14 protein-coding genes are annotated in these 17,710 nt (G+C 68.1%); 9 read left to right on the forward strand and 5 right to left on the reverse strand.

All coding sequences use genetic code 11. The features are described from left to right. The first annotated feature begins 40 nt into the window (after positions 1 to 40). The 3 genes from M2351_RS31590 to M2351_RS31600 all read left to right on the forward strand — a co-directional run bounded on the left by M2351_RS31590 (position 41) and on the right by M2351_RS31600 (position 3,997). Complete coding sequence (locus M2351_RS31590; protein ID WP_264659976.1) at positions 41 to 538, forward strand: thioesterase family protein; 498 nt, start codon at positions 41 to 43, stop codon at positions 536 to 538. 338 nt (positions 539 to 876) lie between these two features. Beyond that, positions 877 to 2,574, forward strand: coding sequence for a type I secretion system permease/ATPase (locus M2351_RS31595; protein ID WP_264655343.1), 1,698 nt, complete (start codon positions 877 to 879; stop codon positions 2,572 to 2,574). A gap of 61 nt (positions 2,575 to 2,635) precedes the next feature. Beyond that, positions 2,636 to 3,997: an HlyD family type I secretion periplasmic adaptor subunit gene (locus M2351_RS31600; RefSeq protein ID WP_264659977.1), complete on the forward strand. Its 1,362-nt coding sequence runs from the start codon at positions 2,636 to 2,638 to the stop codon at positions 3,995 to 3,997. A gap of 54 nt (positions 3,998 to 4,051) precedes the next feature. Here M2351_RS31600 and M2351_RS31605 read toward each other — a convergent pair whose 3' ends face one another. Next, positions 4,052 to 4,474, reverse strand: coding sequence for a MerR family transcriptional regulator (locus M2351_RS31605; RefSeq protein ID WP_264659978.1), 423 nt, complete (start codon positions 4,472 to 4,474; stop codon positions 4,052 to 4,054). A gap of 92 nt (positions 4,475 to 4,566) precedes the next feature. After that, complete coding sequence (gene mntR / locus M2351_RS31610) at positions 4,567 to 5,082, reverse strand: manganese-binding transcriptional regulator MntR (RefSeq protein ID WP_264659979.1); 516 nt, start codon at positions 5,080 to 5,082, stop codon at positions 4,567 to 4,569. 202 nt (positions 5,083 to 5,284) lie between these two features. On the opposite strand from mntR, the gene M2351_RS31615 reads away from it, so the two are divergent. Then, complete coding sequence (locus tag M2351_RS31615) at positions 5,285 to 6,622, forward strand: Nramp family divalent metal transporter (RefSeq protein ID WP_264659980.1); 1,338 nt, start codon at positions 5,285 to 5,287, stop codon at positions 6,620 to 6,622. A gap of 94 nt (positions 6,623 to 6,716) precedes the next feature. Here the strand turns inward: M2351_RS31615 and ilvA are convergent, their stop codons facing one another. Next, positions 6,717 to 8,243: a threonine ammonia-lyase, biosynthetic gene (ilvA, locus tag M2351_RS31620; RefSeq protein WP_264659981.1), complete on the reverse strand. Its 1,527-nt coding sequence runs from the start codon at positions 8,241 to 8,243 to the stop codon at positions 6,717 to 6,719. 135 nt (positions 8,244 to 8,378) lie between these two features. Continuing rightward, positions 8,379 to 9,428 carry a mannonate dehydratase gene (uxuA, locus tag M2351_RS31625; RefSeq protein ID WP_264659982.1) on the reverse strand — a complete coding sequence of 350 codons (1,050 nt, stop codon included), beginning with the start codon at positions 9,426 to 9,428 and terminating at the stop codon, positions 8,379 to 8,381. 311 nt (positions 9,429 to 9,739) lie between these two features. On the opposite strand from uxuA, the gene M2351_RS31630 reads away from it, so the two are divergent. From M2351_RS31630 to M2351_RS31645, 4 genes are all read left to right on the forward strand, one after another. Beyond that, positions 9,740 to 10,435: a FadR/GntR family transcriptional regulator gene (locus M2351_RS31630; protein ID WP_264659983.1), complete on the forward strand. Its 696-nt coding sequence runs from the start codon at positions 9,740 to 9,742 to the stop codon at positions 10,433 to 10,435. Positions 10,436 to 11,130: 695 nt separating this feature from the next. Then, positions 11,131 to 12,489, forward strand: coding sequence for a replication initiation protein (locus tag M2351_RS31635; protein ID WP_264659984.1), 1,359 nt, complete (start codon positions 11,131 to 11,133; stop codon positions 12,487 to 12,489). A 99-nt stretch (positions 12,490 to 12,588) separates the two neighbouring features. Continuing rightward, positions 12,589 to 13,695, forward strand: a complete 1,107-nt coding sequence (locus M2351_RS31640) for an AAA family ATPase (protein WP_264659985.1) — start codon at positions 12,589 to 12,591, stop codon at positions 13,693 to 13,695. After that, entirely contained in the window at positions 13,685 to 14,572 is an 888-nt protein-coding gene (locus M2351_RS31645; protein ID WP_264659986.1) for a ParB/RepB/Spo0J family partition protein, read from the forward strand. Before M2351_RS31640 ends, M2351_RS31645 begins: the two co-directional genes overlap by 11 nt. A gap of 26 nt (positions 14,573 to 14,598) precedes the next feature. Here the strand turns inward: M2351_RS31645 and M2351_RS31650 are convergent, their stop codons facing one another. Continuing rightward, the gene (locus tag M2351_RS31650) at positions 14,599 to 15,405 is read right to left on the reverse strand and encodes an IclR family transcriptional regulator (protein ID WP_264659987.1); all 807 of its coding nucleotides are present in this window, start codon (positions 15,403 to 15,405) and stop codon (positions 14,599 to 14,601) included. A 680-nt stretch (positions 15,406 to 16,085) separates the two neighbouring features. Here M2351_RS31650 and M2351_RS31655 point away from each other — a divergent pair. After that, on the forward strand, positions 16,086 to 17,708 hold the full coding sequence (locus M2351_RS31655) for a recombinase family protein (protein WP_264659988.1): 1,623 nt from the start codon (positions 16,086 to 16,088) through the stop codon (positions 17,706 to 17,708). The last annotated feature ends 2 nt before the right edge of the window (positions 17,709 to 17,710 follow it).

Below are 17,710 nucleotides of genomic sequence, written 5' to 3' on the forward strand. Positions count from 1 at the left end.
TTTGTGAACGATCCGCCGGAATTTTCCAATGACCGGGCCAATGACCGGGAACGCCGCGCTGCCGACGGACATCCTGGTTTCGGATGTGCGAACCGTCGAGGAGGACTGGATCGACCTCTACGGCCACATGAACATGGTGCGCTACGTCGCGCTGTTTGACGAACTCGGCTATGTTCTGCTCGACCACTGGGGTCTGGGTGAGAGCTACACCCGGGAGACGGGGCGCGGCCTGTTTGTCGTCGACGTCGCCGTCCGTTACCGGCGCGAACTGCGCGCCGGTACGCCGGTTGCCGTCGCCATGCGGTTGCTCGACTCCGACGACAAGCGGCTGTTGAGCCTGCTGGAATTGAGGCGAACCGACGACGGAACGGTCGCCGCGACCATGGAACAGCTTTCGATCCAGGTCGACCTTGGAACCCGCAAGGTCGTCCCGTTCGACGCGGCAACGGCGGAACGGTTGCGTTCCCTGGCGGATGTCCAATCCGTCTTCCCCTTGCCGCCCGGGCACCAGCGGCGGCTTCACTGCCGCGCGAAGTGAGTCATACCGAAGGCGTTTGATGGCCCGAAGGCGTTTGATGGCTTCCATCGAACGCCTTCGGTCAAACCCGACAGCACATGATACGGCTGGATTCCCGCCTTCGCGGGAATGACGGAGAAGAGCCGTTGCTACGGCCGATGGGCGCCGGGGATTCTGCGCAAAGGGGGTGGTTTCGGCCAGCCCGGCCGCGAAGAACGGCCATCTTTAGATTTCGTTTACCAATATCGCGTCCCCTGAACCCCGCCTGCATCCAGTGGGCACTGCCTCAAACGGTGGCAATTGGAGGGCCGTAATTGTCTAACATCGTTAATCTTCATCCCAAGAAAACCGATAAAGACATGACGTTCGGTGGGCGCTATTTCTCCAGGATACTTGTTGGTGCCTTTGTGTTCAGCGCCGCCATCAACGCCTTGATGCTGGCGATGCCGCTGTATTCCCTTCAGGTGTTCAGCCGGGCCATCCCGTCCGGAAACATTGAGACGCTGGTCATGCTGACGGTGATCGTGGTGATCGCCCTGTCGCTGATCGCCGCCATGGAAACCGTCCGCTCCCGCATCCTGTGCCGCGCCGGCAACGCGCTCGATGTGGCTTGGCGCCGCCGCCTGACCGCGGACGTGCTGGAGGCCTCCGGCCGCGGCCGGCCGGACAGCACGCCGCTGAACGACCTCATGGAGGTCAAGGGCGCGCTGACCCGGCCGTCGATCCCCGCCCTGATGGACCTGCCCTGGGCGCCGCTCTACGTGATCGGCATCTACCTGATCCACCCGCTGCTCGCCGCCCTGCTGGTCGCCTCCATGGCGGTCATGGCCTTCATGGGCTTCCTCGGCCACTGGGCCGTCAAGGGCTTCGCCGACGAGGGCAAGCTGCCGGCCGGCCGTTCGCAGAAGCTGTTCGACGCGCTGCTCACCAAGTCCGACACCGTGCGCGGCCTGCGCATGGGGCCGAGCGCGCTGGACGCCGTCGCCCGCGACGCCCTGACCTCGTCGGCCCTGCAGGGCCGCTCCACCGAGCGCTCGGCCGCCATCGGCGCCGTGACCAAGTGGGTGCGCATGATCCTGCAGATCGCCGTGACCGGCGTCGGCGCCTGGCTGGTGATCGAGCAGCACCTGTCCTTCGGCGGCATGATCGCCACCTCCATGCTGGTCGGCCGCGGCCTCGCCCCGGTCGAGCAGACCGCCGGCGCCTGGGGCCAGTTGCAGAAGTCCTGGCAGGCTTTCCGCCGCCTCTACCCGCTGCTGAAGCGCCTGGCGCGTGAGCCGGCCCGCCCGGCGGTCCCGCTGGAGCGCGAGCGCCTGACGGTGGAGAACCTGCTGTTCGTCTCGCCGCGCGACCAGAAGCCGATCCTGCGCAGCGTCACCCTGGCGATCGAGCCGGGCCAGACCATCTGCATCGCCGGTCCCAACCGGTCGGGCAAGTCGGTCCTGGCGCGCCTGCTGGCCGGCGTGGCCGTGCCGTCGGCCGGCACCGTCCGCCTCGGCGGCCTGGCGCTGGCCGCGCTGAACCCGGACGAGCCGGCGCACGGCATCGGCTACATGGCGCAGAACGCCGACCTGCTGCCCGGCACCATCGCCGAGAACATCGCCCGCTTCACCGAGGCGACCCGCGAGCAGGTCGAGGACGCCGCCAAGCGCGCCGGCATCCACGAGTGGATCGAGACGCTGCCGAACGGCTACGAGACGGACGTCGCCGATCCCTTCTTCCCGATCACCGGCGCTTCGGCCCGCCTGATCGCGCTGGCCCGCGCCGGCTTCGCCACCCCGCCGCTGCTGGTGCTCGACGAGCCGTCGGCCGGCATGGACGAGATCGGCCACAAGGCGGTGCGCGAGTTCATCGCCGAGGCCAAGAGCCGCGGCACCACCACCATCGTGCTGACCCATTCCCCGGCCTTCGTCGACCTGTCCGACAAGACCTTCGTGCTGAAGAACGGCATGGCGGTCGAACTGCCGCAACGCCAGGAGCAGCCGCAGCAGGGCGCCAACTGGGCCCGCCTGCGCAACATCGGCCCGGCGCCGGTGCAGCAGAGCGCGGCCGGCTGACGCCGACCCCCTGATTGCAACTGAAGCCGCAGCGAACCCTGGCGACCGAGGACCGAATTCCATGACCGACATCACCGTGCATTCCTACAAGACCAAGACGATGACGTCGCACCGCGCGCTGCACGCGCTGACGCCCCACACCCGGGTCGGTGGGCTGCTGACCGGCGGCTTCCTGGTTCTGGCCGTGGGCTTCGGCGGCATGACCGCTTGGGCGACCCTGGCGCCGCTCCACAGCGCGGTGATGGCGTCCGGCGTCCTGACGCCGGAGACCGGCCGCAAGACCGTGAAGCACACCGAGACCGGCCAGATCGCCGAGGTTCTGGTCAAGGAAGGCGACAAGGTCCACGCGGGCCAGGTCCTGATCCGCCTCGACAGCACCGAGGCGAGGGCCAACCTCCAGGTGCTGACCACCTCCTGGATCGACGCCATGGCCCTGGAGGCCCGCCTGACCGCCGAACTGTTCGAGCAGCCGCAGATCCAGTGGCCGGACGACCTGTCCCGGCGCCGCGGCGCCGACCGCACGGTCGACAAGCTGATGGGCAACCAGGAGACTCTGTTCCAGGTCCGCCGCAACCAGCTGGACACCGAGGCGCGCCTGACCAGGGAGCGCGTCGCGACCCTGCACGAGGAGGTCACCAGCCTGCAGGGGCAGCGCGAGTTCCTCGCCCGCGAGATCGCGCTGAACGACGAGAACCTCCACATCACCCAGGGCTTGCTTTCGAATGGCAACGCGACCCGCACCAAGCTGGTCGAGCAGCAGAAGGAAGAGGCCCGGCTGAAGGGCCGCGACCACGAGCTGGAAGCGCGCATCGCCCAGTCCAAGCAGGCGGCGGTCGACGCCGAAGGCGACCTGATCCGCCGCCGGAACGATTTCCGCGAGAAGGTGCTGGGCGATCTGGAAAAAGCCCGCAGCGACCTCGGCAAATACGCGGAGCAGATCCGCGACGCCGCCAACCGGCTGGAGACCCGGTCGATCAAGGCGCCGGACGAGGGCAGAGTGGTGATGAACAGCCATTGGACGGCCGGCGGCACGATCGCCGCCAACGAGCCGATCATGGACGTCGTCCCGGACGAGCGCGCCCTGCTGGCCGAGGTGAAGGTCGAGCCGAAGGACATCAAGTCGCTGACCGTGGACCTGCCGGTGAAGGTGCAGCTGAGTGCCTACGATAGCCGCGTCGTCGGCTCGCTGGACGGCACCGTGACCTACGTGTCCGCCGACCGCGTCATGGATCCGAACACTCGGAAGGAGGAGTACGTGGCGCGCATCCGCTTGAAGGACAGCGACACGCACTCGGTGGACGGCCTCGACATCAAGTCGGGCATGCCGGTCGAGGCCCGGATCGTCCTGGCGGAGCGCACGCCCCTGGATTACCTGATCCGACCGCTCAAAAGCTCCTACGTGAAAGCCTTCATCCAGGAGTGATGTGACGGCCATCACGATCCCGGGCCACCTCGCCGGGAAATCCTGCGTCCGCGCTCAATGATGGTCGTGCAGGCAGTGGGCGTGGTCGGCCAGAACCTCGATCACGTGGCAGGTCCGGACCTGCCCGTGGGCGCATTGCTCCACCATCTGTCGCACCTCGGCCCGCAGGGCCTCCAGCCGGGCGATCTTCGATTCGATGTCGGCAAGGTGGGTGCGCGCCAGGGCGTCCGCCTGGGCGCAGGGTTGGCTTGGGTCGTCGGCCAGCGACAGCAGCTGGCGGATGGAGTCCACGTCGAAGCCGAGTTCGCGGGCGTGGCGGATGAAGCGCAGCCGCCGCGCCGCCGCCTCGTCGTAGGTGCGCCGGTTGCTGTCGGTGCGCGGCGCGGCCGGCAGCAGCCCGATGCTCTCGTAATAGCGGATGGTCGGGACCTTCACCCCGGCTTGCGCGGCGAGCGCGCCAATCGTCAGCTGCGGCATTGCAAAATCCCTCTTGATCCTCGGCGCTCCGGCGGCATCGTTGTGTCCCGGTGAAGGCCCTGCGATGACCGGCAAAGGCCTTCGTCGTCCCGTCACCCGATAACCGGCGGGATCGGGCCATGCGCCGGTTGACGCTCCGGATCGTTGCGAAGAGTGTCCGGCCGGGCATCGATCACGCGCTCGAAGGCCGCCAGCGTTTCCTGGCTGACGTGGTGTTCGATGCCCTCCGCATCGCGCTGCGCGGTCTCTTCGCCGACGCCGATGGCCATGAGGAAGCGAACGACCAGATCATGGCGCGCCCGAGACCGCTCGGCCATCGCACGCCCGGTCTCGGTGAGGAAGATGGCGCGGTAGGGCTGCTGCTCGACCAGCCCGTCGCGGTGCAGTCGGGCGATGGTCTTGACCACCGTCGGGTGGGCCACGCCGAGGCGCCGGGCGATGTCGGCGGCGCGCGCCTCGCCGGTCGCGTCGATCAAGTCGGCGATCAGCTCGACGTAATCCTCGGCCAGCTCCGTCTGGTGGGCCTCGCGGACCCGCTGGAAGTTCGCCGCCTGCCGGTCCGCGTCCGGCATCGCCACCGGCGCCCGGCGCAAACGCCTTGCGTCCACTGATATCCCCTCCGTCCTGCGCGCATTTTACCACAACGCCCGGCCAGCGTGGCAGCAGCGCTTCCGGCTTTCCCAAAGGAAATGCGACCGCGCCGTTGTCAATTGTAGCACAGGCTACAAGTTATGTCCGACGGCACATTGCCCAGCCGGTTGCCGCATCGGCCCGGACGCGTGTGCACCCCCAGAGCTGTGTGGATGTGCGATGCTTCACCGGACCAACGAGCCCTTTACGGACGCGTCACCGAACGAGGGGCACAGCCTGCAGGAGGTCTACCGCAGCGTCCGCGTTCCAGCGTCGGGCAGCGCGCTCAGGCGGCTGTTCGCCTTCGTCGGCCCGGGGTACCTCGTGGCGGTCGGCTACATGGACCCCGGCAACTGGGCGACGTCGCTGGCCGGCGGATCGGCCTACGGCTACACGCTTCTTTCGGTGGCGTTGCTGTCCTCGCTGATGGCGATGCTGCTCCAGGCCCTGTGCGCGCGGGTCGGCATCGCCACGGGCCAGGATCTGGCGCAGCTCTGCCGGGACCGCTTCCCGCGCCCGGTCGCCTGGGGACTCTGGCTGCTGGCCGAGGTGGCGATCTGCGCCACCGACCTTGCGGAGCTGATCGGCACGGCCATCGCGCTCAAGCTGCTGTTCGGCATTCCCCTGCTCGCCGGCGTCCTGCTGACGGCGCTCGACGCGCTGCTGGTCCTCTGGCTCCAGCACCGGGGCATGCGATGGCTCGAAGCCTTCATCGTCGCCATGATCGCCCTCATCGCCGGGTGCTTCCTGACCGAGATCGTGCTGGCCGACCCTGAGTGGGGGGCCGTGTTCGCCGGCTACGTCCCCTCGGCGTCCCTGCTGACCGACTCGACCCAGCTCTACCTGGCCATCGGCATCCTCGGCGCCACGGTCATGCCGCACAACCTGTATCTGCACACGGCGACGGTGCAGTCCCGCGCCTTTGGTCCGGACGAGCGGAGCCGGCGCGAGGCCATCCGCTTCGCGACGCTGGACTCCACGGTTGCCCTGTCCATCGCGCTGCTCATCAACTCCGCCATCCTGATCCTGGCGGCGGCGGTCTTCCACACGTCCGGACACACCGAGATCGCCGAGATCCAGGACGCCCATCAACTGCTCGCCCCGATGGTCGGCGCCGGGACGGCGGCGACGTTGTTCGCGGTCGCGTTGCTCGCCTGCGGCCTGACGGCGACGGTCACCGCGACGCTGTCGGGGCAGGTGGTCATGGAAGGGTTTCTGCGGTTCCGCTTGCCGCCGGTGCTGCGCCGCCTGCTGACCCGGCTGATCGCCATCGTTCCGGCCGTCCTGGTCACGTGGCAATACGGCGAGAGCGGCACGGCGCACCTGCTGATCCTGTCCCAGGTCATCCTGTCCCTTCAGTTGCCCTTTGCCGTCATTCCGCTGATGCTGTTCGCCACCGACCGGTCCCGCCTGGGAGCTTTGGCGGCGCCACGCTGGCAAAGCGTCCTTGGCTGGACGGCCACGGCGTTGATCGTCAGCGTGAACGTGAAACTGCTGTTCGACGCCATTGCCGGATGACGGGCGACGCCGGGGACAGGAGCGGACGCCGAGCATCGCTCATGAAATGGACACAGGTGGCCCGTGTCCATTTCATGAGTGCCGAACAACGCCGTCAGCGGGGGAGCGCGCCCGCCAGGAAGAGCCGGTAGGCGGGGTTGTCCGTCTCGTTCCAGTAAGGATAGCCGAGGTCGTCGAGGCAGCGGCGGAAACGCGCGCGGTCGCGTTCGGGAACCTGGATGCCGGCCAGCACGCGGCCGTAGTCGGCGCCGTGGTTGCGGTAGTGGAACAGCGAGATGTTCCAGTCCTGCGCCAAGCCGTTCAGGAACTTCAGCAGCGCCCCCGGCCGTTCGGGGAACTGGAAGCGGAACAGCATCTCGTCCTTCAGGCCGGGCACGCGGCCGCCGACCATGTAGCGGACGTGCAGCTTGGCCATCTCGTTGTCGCTCATGTCCAGCACGGGGCAGTCCAGGCCGCGCAGCAGGTCCATGATCTGGCGCTTCTCCGCGTCGCCTTCGGTCAGCTGGACGCCGACGAAGATCTGCGCCTCGCGGTCGTCGGCGTAGCGGTAGTTGAACTCGGTGATCGACCGCTTGCCGAGCGCCTGGATGAACTGGCGGTAGGCGCCGGGGCGTTCCTGGATGGTGACGGCGAACAGCGCCTCGCGCCGCTCGCCGATCTCCGCCCGCTCGGCGATGTGGCGCAGGCGGTCGAAGTTCATGTTGGCGCCGCTGCTGATGGCGACCAGCCCCTTGCCCTGAAGCCGCTCGCGCGCCGCGTATTTCTTCAGCCCGGCCAGCCCGACCGCGCCGGACGGCTCCGTGATCGCGCGGGTGTCCTCGAAGATGTCCTTGATGGCGGCGCAGATCTCGTCGGAGTTGACGGTGATGACCTCGTCCAGCAGCTCGCTGCACAGGCGGAAGGTCTCGCTGCCGACCTGCCGCACGGCGACGCCGTCGGCGAACAGGCCGACCTGGTCCAGCTGCACGCGCGATCCGGCCGCGATCGCCGCCCCCATGCTGGCCGCGTCGTCCGGCTCCACGCCGATGACCTTCACGTCCGGGCGCAGGAACTTGACATAGGCCGCCACGCCGGCCGCCAAACCGCCGCCGCCGATCTGCACGAAGATGGCGTCGAGCGGGTGCGGGTGCTGGCGCAGGATCTCCATGCCGACGGTGCCCTGCCCGGCGATCACGTCGGGATCGTCGTAGGGGTGGATGAAGGTCAGTCCCTTCTCCGCCTCGATCTGGCGCGCGTGGAGGTAGGCATCGTCGAAGACGTCGCCGTGCAGCACGACCCGGCCGCCGCGGCTCTTCACCGCCTGCACCTTGATCGCGGGCGTCGTGCGCGGCATGACGATCACCGCCTTGATGCCCAGCTTCTGGGCCGACAGCGCCACGCCCTGCGCGTGGTTGCCGGCGGACGCGCAGACCACGCCGCGCTCCCGCGCCTCGGGCGTCAGGCCGACCATCTTGTTGTAGGCGCCGCGCAGCTTGAAGGAGAAAACCGGCTGCAGATCCTCGCGTTTCAACAGCGCCGTGTTGTTCAGGCGCTGCGACAGCCGCGCCATCGGGTCGAGCGGGCTCTCGATCGCGACGTCGTAGACGCGGGCGGTGAGGATCTTCCGGACATACTCATGCATCGAAAAAGGCCTTCTGCAAGCTGGTCCGGGCAGCATAGCAGAGCCGGGGAGCGGGCAAGAGCGCCGGCTCGGAATTTCAGAAGGCGGAAATTCGCAGCCGGCCCGCGTCCTGCGCGGGCCGGTGCGAGCGGTCGATCACGCGCAACCTTCGGCCTTGGCGATGCCTTCCCACAGGCCGTTCAGGTAGACAGCGCCGAGCGCGCGGTCGTAGAGGCCGTAGCCGGGCTTGCCGGTCTCGCCCCAGATCATGCGCCCATGGTCGGGGCGCGCGTAGCCGTCGAATCCGGCCTCGTAATAGGCCTTCACGATCTCCGCCATGTCGAGCGAGCCGTCGGCGGAGCGGTGGCTGGTCTCGTGGAAGTCGCCGGCCTCCGTCACCTTCACGTTGCGCAGGTGCGCGAAATGAATGCGCTTGCGCCCGGCGAATTCCCGCACCAGGGCCGGAATGTCGTTCTTGCACGACGCGCCGAGCGAGCCCGAGCACAGCGTCAGGCCGTTGGCCGGGTCGTCCACGATGGCGAGCAGGCGTTCCAGATCCGCGCGGTCCTTCACGATTCGCGGCAGGCCGAAGATCGGGCGCGGCGGGTCGTCCGGGTGGATCGCCATGCGGATCCCGGCCTCCGCGGCGACGGGGATGATGCGCGTCAGGAAATACTCCAGGTTCCGCCACAGCGCCTCTTCGTCGACGGCCTCATACTCGGCGAGCAGCGCGCGGAGTTCGTCCGGGCGGTAGCTGGCGTCCCATCCCGGAAGCGAGATGCCCTGGCTGACGTCGATCCGGTCAACCGTCGCCACGTCGAAAGCCAGCGTCGTGGACCCGTCCGGCAGCGTCATGTCAAGCGTCGTGCGCGTCCAGTCAAACACCGGCATGAAATTGTAGCAGACCACCTTGATCCCGCAGCGCGCCAGGTTTCGCAGCGTGGTGCCATAATTCTCGATCAGGCGGTCGCGCGACGGCTTGCCGAGCTTGATGTCCTCGTGCACCGGAACGCTTTCGATGACCTCCAGCGTCAGGCCGTGCGCCTCGACCTTGTCCTTGAGCGCCTGGATGGTCTCGACCGGCCAAGTCTCGCCGACTGGAACGTCGTAGACCGCCGACACGATGCCGTGCATGCCGGGAATCTGCCGGATGTGGCTGAGGGGGATCGGGTCGCTGTCGCCGTACCACCGGAACGTCATCTTCATGGTGTGCCTCGTTGAAAAGCCCGGTCCGGCGACCGAAGGGACGGCATCGGCCATCTGGTCTGATGGTCTACTGGCCGGACCAGTGGACCGACGATAGGCTTGGCCGTCGGCCGTGACAAGACTCAAGTTGACAAGGCGCGGAATGTCCCATGCGGCGCGGAGCGCGGGCTTGATGTTGGTCCGCCTTGTGCGCATTCCTATGCGGACGGCCGCGCCGCGACTCGAAGCGGCACGCGCCGTCGCGGGCCGCTCAGGCCCGCACCGCTGTTTCGGGCCGCCCAGCCCCCACCGCTGTTCCGGAGTATGGTTCCATGGATCTGCCGACGGTTAAGGTCGAGCGCTTGTACCGCCAGATTTCCAACATCCTGATCACCTACATCCGCGACGGGCACTTCACGCCCGGGCAGCTGCTGCCCGGCGAGCGCGACTTGGCCAAGCAGCTGGGCGTCAGCCGGTCGTCGGTGCGCGAGGCGCTGATCGCGCTGGAGATCAACGGCTGGGTGGACATCCGGACCGGGCACGGGGTCTTTGTGGCGCAGAAGCTTCCCAACGAGACGGAAGTTCCCGCGAACGAGGAGGTCGGCGTCGAGTCGCTGATGGAAGCTCGCGGCGTGATCGAGGGGGAGATCGCGGCGGTGGCGGCCAGGAAGGCCACCGAGTCGCAGCTCGCCGAGATGGCCGGGCTGATCGACGCGATGGAGGCGGAGATTGGCGACCGGACGGCCTTCCACGACCACGACCGGCGCTTCCACGCGCTAATCAGCGCCATGACCGGAAACCCGGTGTTCGTCGAGATCACAGACCTGCTCTGGAAGAAGCGGCAGTCGCCCCACTACACGGAATTTGAGAAGCAGTATTCGGGCGACGCGGTCGCCCGCAGCATGTGCACCGACCACCGCGCGATTCTGGACGCGCTGCGCGCCCGTGACGCCAGGGCTGCCAAGTCCGGCATGCAGAAGCACATCCGCAACGCCCAGAGCAAACTGTTCGGCGCCCAAGCGCACTGACCGGCCGCCGCCTCAATCCTTACCGCTTGGGGGCTGTCTCCCGAAGCGGTTGCGCGGCGGGCGCTGTGCGAGGGCGTCATCCTTACCTCTTGGGGGCCTTCGGGTACGGCGGAGCGGAACACTCCGCAGCGACAATCCTTACTTCCCGGGGGCGAGTCGCCCCGCGGCGCGCCTGGAACCTTCGAAAGTGGTGCCCGATTCGGGCTTCAGCTGGACTCCGCGCCTCCATCCTTACTGCTTGGGGGCGTCTGTGCGGTCGGTTGCCCCCAGGAGGTAAGGAACGCCAAACCGCTCAAGCACGCTGCGGATGGCCGATCCGCCCCCAAGACGTAAGGATAAAGCCGTTCGAGTCGCCTGGACGGGTGAATCCGGTGCCGCCGCGTCCGGTCCGTTGGGCGGCCAAAAGCCCTGTGAACCGGTCAAATCCTGCGTTTTTGAGTCTGTTCGGATTCAAAAAGGATTCATGGCCGCGGATTCTCACTGAATCCAACGAGTCGCCCACCCTGATCCTTACGAGGTGGGGGCTGAACGCTTACGGGGCGGGGGCTTGGCCCCCACGCCCCAGGGCGTAAGGGTAAGCCCCCAAGGCGTAAGGATGCCCGGAACATTGCCGGATCCTCGGTGCAAAGTCCTTTCCTTACTTGTTTGTGGCGTAAGGATTGAATACGCTCGGTCAATCCACGGGAGGGATGGGAATGCCGGCAGCGCGGCGCAAGAAGGCTCAGAAGGCAGCGCAGACCGGCACCCCGGAATCCGGCGTTGCCGATTCTGGCGCCTCGGAATCCAGCCCTTCCGATTCCGGCGGCACCATGCTGGTCGTGGGGCCGGGCGACCTGGAGGGTCGCACGATCATCGACGCGAGCCTCGCCGGCGCGACTGACCATCCCGTTCCGGCGATCCCGGAGGAGACGCCCGTCGCGCTGGGCCTGACCGCGCGCGTCGCCAACGCCACCTTCGAGCGCGACGGTTACAAGCACCTGATCAAGGCGGCGGAGGCCGTTTACAGCTACCCGGCGAATGGCGCGCGTCTGTCGCTGCCGGCGCAGAAGATGCTGAACTTCATGATCCATCTGGCCGGCAGCCAGAACTTCGCCAACAAGCTCTACCGGCTGCCGAAGCGGGTTGTGCGCGGGAACCACAAGGGGAACGAGCGCATCTTCGACGCGCTGAAGGAGATCTTCGACTCAAGCCTCGTGGTCATCGGCCCCTTCCGCGGGCGCCGGTCGCGCGCCGAGCTGCGCATCCTCAGCAGCTACGTCCGGCCGGAGGAGGAGGACGACAGCGACGCGGCCGACATCCATTTCCAGTTCACCGACGCCTTCTTGGAAATCCAGCGCACCTCCCAGCTCTGGGCCAAACTGTCCGGGCCAGCGATGGTCAAGGTGACCAGCACCTACGCCCTGAAGCTCTACGAGATCGGGATGCAGCGCTACCAGATGGACTACCCGTCGCTGGAACTGGACATCGACACGCTGCGCAAGCTGCTGAACGTGCCGGAGGGCGCCTACAAGGATTTCGGCATCCTGCGGACCCGCACCATCGACCGCGCCATCGCGGAGGTGAACCACCTCGCCCCCTTCCGGGTCAGCATGCCCGACGACAAGATGAAGCGGCGCGGGCGCAAGATCGAGACGGTGACGCTGGAGTTCCAGGCCAAGGACGAGGAGGAGGTGGTCGAAACCTTCCTGGAGCGTGAACGGCACAGCGCCGGCCGGCGCGCCCGGCGCACGGGAACGGTCGAGGCGCTCGCCGTGCCGGAACAGGCCGACCCCGGCCCCCTGCCCGACGCCGACGACGTGAACGCCCTGTGGGCCGCCGCCCTGCACGCGCTGAAGGGCCGCGTCCCGGCCCCGCTGCTGGGCGAGCTGGAGCCGCTGCGCGTCGAGGACGCGGCGCACGGGGTCCGCCGCCTCGTCCTGCGGGCGCGCACCGCCGCGACCGCAGACGCCGCGGGGATGAACCACTGGCCGACCTTCAAGTCCACCCTCTCCTCTCTCACCGCCGGCCTGATCGCCGACGTGGCCTTCGAGGCGCCCAGCCGGCGCGGCAAGTAAAGATGGCGGCAATTGTCCTGATTTCGTCACCGTGACGGGTTGACGATTCCGTCACGTCCCGGCATGGTCGGGCAAAATTTCCCTGAACGGGCCACGACCGTGATCTCGACATCGATCAAAGGCGAACAGCTGCGGGCCTTCCGCGAAGGCCGGAACATGGGGCAGCAGGACATGGCGGACTGGCTGAACGGCCAGCTCAGCCGGCGGTATGACCGCAACCGGGTCAGCCGGTGGGAGAACGGGAGCGAGCGCGTCCCCCAGATCGTGGCACAGCTGATCTCGGTCAGCGACAAGATGGCGGCGGCGCCGAAGGGCCTTCCCGCCGTGGCGGCGCGCGGCGCCGGCCCCGGCGCGGCGCGCACCGCGACGAAGCTGTCCATCGCCAACCAGAAGGGCGGCGTCGGCAAGACCACGACGGCGGTCAACCTCGCCTTCCTGCTCGCCAAGTCCGGGATGCGGGTGCTGCTGGTCGACGCGGACGCCCAGGCCAACGCCACCATGCATCTGGGGGTGGACGCCTACGCGCTCGATCGCGAGGGGGCCACGCTGTACCATGTGCTGCTGAAGGACCGGCCGATCGAGCAGACGATCGTTCCGGTGTGCGGCGGGCTGTTCGACCTGCTGCCGTCCAGCCTCACCCTGTCGCAGGCCGACGGCGAGATGGCCGGCGATCCCAACAGCAACCTCGCCCTGCGCGAGAAGCTGGGCGACATTGAGGCCCGTTACGACGCCATCGTGATGGACTGCCCGCCCAACCTGGGGCAGGTCACCATCAACGCGCTGAACTGCTCCGACTATGTGCTGGTGCCGGTCCAGACCGAGCCGATGGCGGCGCTGGGCGTGCCGATGCTGATCGACAACACGCTAACCAAGGTGCGGCGGCGGGTCAATCCGGGGGTCGAGGTGCTGGGCATCCTGCCGACCATGTTCGCGGAGCGCCACTCCATGGACCGCATGACGCTGGCGCAGCTGCACGAGCTGTACGGCGCCAAGACCCGCATCTTCTCGCCGGTGCCCGCCACCACCCAATACCCGCAGGGCTCCGCCGCCGGCCGCCCGACGCTGGAGGCCCTTCCCACGGCGCCCGGCGCCCAGAGCTACCAGGAAGTCGCGGACGCGGTGATCGCGCTGCGGGCCCAGCGTAACGAAGACGCCCAAGACACCGGCAAAGACACCGCCCAAGGCGAGGCCATCCATGTCCAATAAGCTGCTGTCCCAGGCGACGAAGTCGCAGATGCTCACCAAGGCCATCGCCGGTGCGTCCGAAGCGGTGTCGAGCGATCCCCGGTTCCGGGTGTCCGCCGACCACCCGGAGGTGGTCGAGCTGGACCTGGACAAGATCGACCCCAACCCGCACCAGCCGCGCCGTCATTTCGACGAGGCGGCGCTGGAAGGGCTGGCCGCGTCCATCGCGCAGGTCGGGCTTCGCCAGCCCATCGGCGTGCGCAAGGGCAACGGCGGGCGCTACACGCTGGTGTGGGGCGAGCGGCGCGTCCGCGCGTCGCGCATCGCCGGCAAGGAGACGGTCTTCGCGCTGCTCGTCAAAGAGGGCAACAGCGCCGAGCTGGCGCTGATCGAGAACCTGCAGCGCGAGGACCTGGACGCCATCGAGACGGCCGCCGGCCTCGCCGCCCTGCGGGAGCAGCACGGCTACACGCACGAACAGCTTGCGGCGGTCAGCGGCCTCAACAAGACCGAGGTCACGCGGACGCTGAACGTCCTTACTTTGCCCGCCGCCATTCTCGACGAATACCCGCAGCACCGCGGGCGCGTCGGCAAGTCGGCGCTGTTCGAGATGGTGGACGCCGACGACCCCGACCTTCAGCTGCGCCTGTGGGCTCTGGTCAAGGACGGCGCCACCGTCGCGGCGCTCCGCGCGGCCCGCAAGGCGTTTGCGGAGGGCGCGGCCGAGGAGAAGCCGGCGCGCGCCGCGGCCCCGGCGGCCAAGCGCATGATCGTCGGCGTCCGCAAGACCTTCAAGCTCCTCGACGACGTGCGGGCGCAGGGGGCCGCGCTGGACGAGGGGCAGCGGGACCTCCTGCGGGAGCTGCGCGGCCGCATCGACGCGCTGCTGGGGGAGTAACCTCCGCTGTGGTCGCCGCGCCGCCGTCACAGCCCGGCGGCGCCGACCTCCGCGATTTCCTCAGCGATGGCCTGGGCCACGATGGCCTGGCGTGACGGGTCCATCCGGTCCCGGATGGCCGACATGCTGATGCCGGCGACCGGCGTTCCGTCCCTGCGAAGGACCGGGACGCCGACGGTGCAAATCCCCGGGACGATCAACCCATCGACCGCGGCGTAACCGGTCCGCCGCGCCTCCACGACCATCGACCGCAGCTCGTCGTCGGAAATCCGGTAGGCGCGCCGGGCCGCCTGCCCGTCCGCCATGATCCGCTCGACCTCCCGATCGGGCAGCGCCGCCAGCATGGCGAGGCCGATCGAGCCGATGCCCAGCGGCCGGCGATCCCCCACGTTCAGGGCCAGCGACTTGATCGGAAACGGCCCTTCGATGCGCGCGACGCAAGCCGAGTCGTCGCCGACGCGCATCGACCTGTAGACGACGTCCCCGAACCGCTGCGCCAAGCGGTGCAGCGCCGGCTGGAACAGCCGCAGCAGCCCATGCCGGTTCTCCGCCGCGCGCGCCCAACCGATAATCTTCAGCCCGACGAAATAGCGACCGGACATCTCGTCGTGGTCGGCCAGGCGGTAGGTCACGAGGCCGGCCAGGAGTCGGTGGGCCGTGGCCTTGTTCAGCCCGGTGATCCGGCACACGTCGGTCAGCTTCAACCCGTCGTCCGGGCTGCCGCTCAGCGCCGACAGCAGCAGGTCGAGGCGGGCGATGCTCTGGTGCTGGCCGCCGTTCACGGCGGAGTGGTGCTGCCCGCCGTTGACGGCGGAATCCGTCACCTCCTGCATTTGCATGTCCCCCAACAATTTCTCCTTATCGGTCTTGACTCGCCGCGCGGCGCAACCGTAAAGTATCGTTTATCACGACGATGTTTCATTAAACAAGACAATCCTTGACGTCCGTGCCGACCGCGCGTGCGAAGCCCCCGCTGCATCCCCGCGCACCCCGGTCCTGACCGCCCGCTGACAGGAGCCTTGTCGATGTCCATCCTTAGTATCTGTTCGTAGAGATCATGCGCTGACTTTCTGGGGCGCGAGCCGCTGCAAGCGCCTGGAGAGGATGGAGACGAAGGCGATCTGGACGAAGGCGAGGAGGTGCTCCTTCGTCCGCTCGACGAGCGTGTTCAATCGGCGGTAGCGGCTGATCCAGCTGAACGAGCGCTCAATGGCCTAATCACAAATGACAAGTTCTGCCTGACGCGCACAGGCCGGCTTCAGCTGAGCTTGTCACACGTGCGGGGCGGCGGGTGGGAGGCGGTTGTGTCCTACCTCTGCGGTGAGGTCACTCACCAAGGAGGGAAGGATGCGGCGGCAAAAGCGGTGTCCTTGGCGCGTTCGGCGCACCGGTGTGTCGACGCCAACCAGTCAGCAGCGGTGGGACCGGGCCGATCAACTCCTTCTGCAGTGGGCGATGACCGCACCGGCGCCAACCCCGACGTGGGCGCCCCCGATCCGGCCGGAGGTGTGTCATGCGCGTAGCGATCTATGGTCGCGTCTCGACCAGCCACCAAGTCGACCACCAGACCATTGAGCAGCAACTCGAGCGCCTGAGCGCGCATGTGCACGCGCACGCGGCCGAGGGCTGGGTGCTCGACCCGGGCCATGTCTTCCGCGACGATGGCTACAGCGGCGCCACGTTGGCGCGCCCGGGGCTCGACCGCCTGCGTGACGCCGTGAAGAGCCGCGAGTGTGACCGTGTGCTCGTCACCGCGCCGGACCGCCTGGCGCGCAACTACGTGCACCAGATGGTGTTGCTGGAGGAGTGGGCCCGGTTTGGCTGCATCGCCGAGTTTCTGGACCGTCCCATGAGTGATGACCCTCATGACCATCTGCTGCTGCAGATCCGCGGGGCGGTGGCGGAGTATGAGCGCACGCTGATTGCCGAGCGCATGCGCCGCGGTCGGCTGGCCAAGCTGCGCGCCGGTCTGCTGCTGCCATGGACGTATCCGCCCTACGGCTATCGCCTGCACCCGGACCGGCCGCGCGACCCGCGTGGTGTTACCCTCGAACCGGCCGAGGCCGCCGTCGTGGCCGAGCTGTTTGCCCTGTACCGCGAGCCGGGCACCTCGCTGATGGACCTCGCCCGCCATCTCGATGCGCGCGGCGTCCCCACCCCCTCGGGCAAACCGTGCTGGTCCTGCCCGACGATCCGGGGGATTTTGTGCAACCCGACCTACATCGGGCAGGTTTATGCGCAACGCACGCGCTGCCGCCCACCCACGCACCGGCGCTCGGCGACGCACCCCATCGGCCGGTCACACGACACGGCGGTGCCACAACCCGTCGACAGCTGGATCCCGGTCGGACCGGTCCCCGCCGTGGTCAGCCAAGCGCACTTCGACGAGGTCCAGGCGAAGCTGGCCACCAACCGCTCCTTCGCGCGGCGGAACAACACCGCCCACCCGTACCTCTTGCGCGTGCTGGTGAGCTGCGGGCGCTGCGGCATGGCCTGCACGGCGCGGGTGGCCAATGGGCGGACCTCCTACTATTTGTGCACCGGGAAGGGGCGGAGAACCAGCGCGTCCCGCGCGGCATGCTGCCCCGCTCGCTCTATCCCGGCTGACCAGCTCGACGAGGTGGTCTGGAATGATCTCTGCGCCTTGCTGAGGGAACCGGAACCGCTCGCCGCCGCGGTGGCACGCGCCCATGGCGGGGCGTGGCTGCCGCAGGAATTGCTCGCGCGTCGCGAGACGCTGCGCCGCGCCCAGGCCCACCTCGGCCAGCAGCTCGAACGGCTCACCGACGCCTATCTACGGGCGGTCATTCCGCTCGATGAGTATGAGCGACGGCGGCGCGACCTGGAGCAGCGGATGCAGGCCCTGGCTGGCCAGGAGGAGCTGCTGCGCAATGATGCCGCGCGCCAGCAGCATCTGGCTGGCGTGGCAGCGTCACTGGAGGCGTTCCGCACGCGTGTCCAGCACGGGCTTGCCGCCGCGACCTTCGAGCAGCGTCGGCAACTCGTATTGCTGCTCATCGACCGTGTCGTCGTGACCGATGCCGATGTTGAGATCCGCTACGTGCTGCCCACCAGCACGGAAAGCGAGCACGTCCGGTTTTGTCAATTGCGTAAAGACTACTTCCGCATCTCATGAAA

The organism is Azospirillum canadense (genome assembly GCF_025961225.1).
GTDB classification, from domain to species: domain Bacteria; phylum Pseudomonadota; class Alphaproteobacteria; order Azospirillales; family Azospirillaceae; genus Azospirillum; species Azospirillum canadense.

Coding starts and splice junctions, on each gene's coding strand:
- uxuA (WP_264659982.1), bottom strand. CDS start 9,428: ATGAAGATGACGTTCCGGTGGTACGGCGACAGCGACCCGATCCCCCTC.
- M2351_RS31605 (WP_264659978.1), bottom strand. CDS start 4,474: ATGCCGCAGCTGACGATTGGCGCGCTCGCCGCGCAAGCCGGGGTGAAG.
- M2351_RS31590 (WP_264659976.1), top strand. CDS start 41: ATGACCGGGAACGCCGCGCTGCCGACGGACATCCTGGTTTCGGATGTG.
- M2351_RS31600 (WP_264659977.1), top strand. CDS start 2,636: ATGACCGACATCACCGTGCATTCCTACAAGACCAAGACGATGACGTCG.
- M2351_RS31655 (WP_264659988.1), top strand. CDS start 16,086: ATGCGCGTAGCGATCTATGGTCGCGTCTCGACCAGCCACCAAGTCGAC.
- M2351_RS31630 (WP_264659983.1), top strand. CDS start 9,740: ATGGATCTGCCGACGGTTAAGGTCGAGCGCTTGTACCGCCAGATTTCC.
- M2351_RS31645 (WP_264659986.1), top strand. CDS start 13,685: ATGTCCAATAAGCTGCTGTCCCAGGCGACGAAGTCGCAGATGCTCACC.
- ilvA (WP_264659981.1), bottom strand. CDS start 8,243: ATGCATGAGTATGTCCGGAAGATCCTCACCGCCCGCGTCTACGACGTC.
- M2351_RS31615 (WP_264659980.1), top strand. CDS start 5,285: ATGCTTCACCGGACCAACGAGCCCTTTACGGACGCGTCACCGAACGAG.
- M2351_RS31635 (WP_264659984.1), top strand. CDS start 11,131: ATGCCGGCAGCGCGGCGCAAGAAGGCTCAGAAGGCAGCGCAGACCGGC.
- M2351_RS31595 (WP_264655343.1), top strand. CDS start 877: ATGACGTTCGGTGGGCGCTATTTCTCCAGGATACTTGTTGGTGCCTTT.
- M2351_RS31650 (WP_264659987.1), bottom strand. CDS start 15,405: ATGCAGGAGGTGACGGATTCCGCCGTCAACGGCGGGCAGCACCACTCC.